The sequence below is a fragment of the Kitasatospora sp. NPDC057542 genome (assembly GCF_042801945.1).
In the GTDB taxonomy this organism is placed as follows: Bacteria; Actinomycetota; Actinomycetes; order Streptomycetales; family Streptomycetaceae; genus Kitasatospora.
On the sequence record NZ_JBHVFE010000224.1, the window covers coordinates 1 to 887 of the forward strand.

Consider the following 887-nt stretch of genomic DNA (forward strand, 5'->3'; position numbering starts at 1 on the left):
GACCACGGCCGCCGCGTCGTGCTCGCACAGCACGGACAGGCAGTAGGTGAACAACCCGTCCAGATGGGGCTCGTAGCGGTCAGCTCTCGGTGGAACGGCGGCGGGCGGCCACGACCAGCGCCGCGCCCGCGGCGAGGGCCGCGGCGGCGCCGCCGGCCTCCCAGCCGAGCCCGTCGCTGCCGGTGGAGGCGAGCGCGCCGGAGCCGGTGGTGCCGGTGCCCGTACGGGTGGTGGTGGTCCCGGTGTCGGTGGTCTCGGTGAGGCCGGCGGGCTGGACGGTCTGCGGCTGCTGCCCGGAACCGTCGGTGCCCGTACCGTTGCCGTTGCCGGGCTTGGCCGCCGCGGCTTCGTCCTCGGCGCGGGCCTTGGCCCAGCCCTCCTTGAGGAAGGCCGTGATGTCCGCGTCGCTGCCCTCCAGCGCGGCCAGGGCGGCCTTGTGCACCGCCGGGCCGCCGGTCTCGGCGATCTGCGAGACCTTGACCCGGTTGTCGCTGGCGCGCAGCGCGGGCAGTCCGGTGGTCAGGAAGCGCCGCACGTCGGCGGCGGTGCCGTCCAGGGCCTTCTGGGCGGCCGCGGCGGTGTACGGGCCGGTCGCCGGGTCGGCGATGACCCGCAGCACCTCGACCCGGTCGTCCTCGAACTGGGCCTTGGCGAAGCCGCCGTTGAGGAAGGCCTCGACGGCCTCGTCGGTGCCGGCGTCCAGCGCCTTGCCGGCCGCCTCGCGCACGGCCGGGCCGCCGGTGTTCATGAGCTGGGAGAGCTTGACCCGGTTGTCGTCGCCGCGCAGCTTGGGCAGCTCGGCGGTCAGGAAGTGCCGCAGCTCGGCGGCGCCGCCCTTGAGGGCCTTCTCGGCCGCCTCGCGCACCCCGGGGCCGGTCTGCGGGTCG

At 76.1% G+C, this 887-nt stretch carries 1 protein-coding gene; it reads right to left on the reverse strand.

Going from position 1 to position 887, the window contains the following annotated elements:
- Positions 1 to 79: 79 nt before the first annotated feature.
- On the reverse strand, positions 80 to 887 hold an 808-nt coding region (locus tag ACFU7Y_RS25495; protein ID WP_380769766.1), incomplete at its 5' end, for an ALF repeat-containing protein.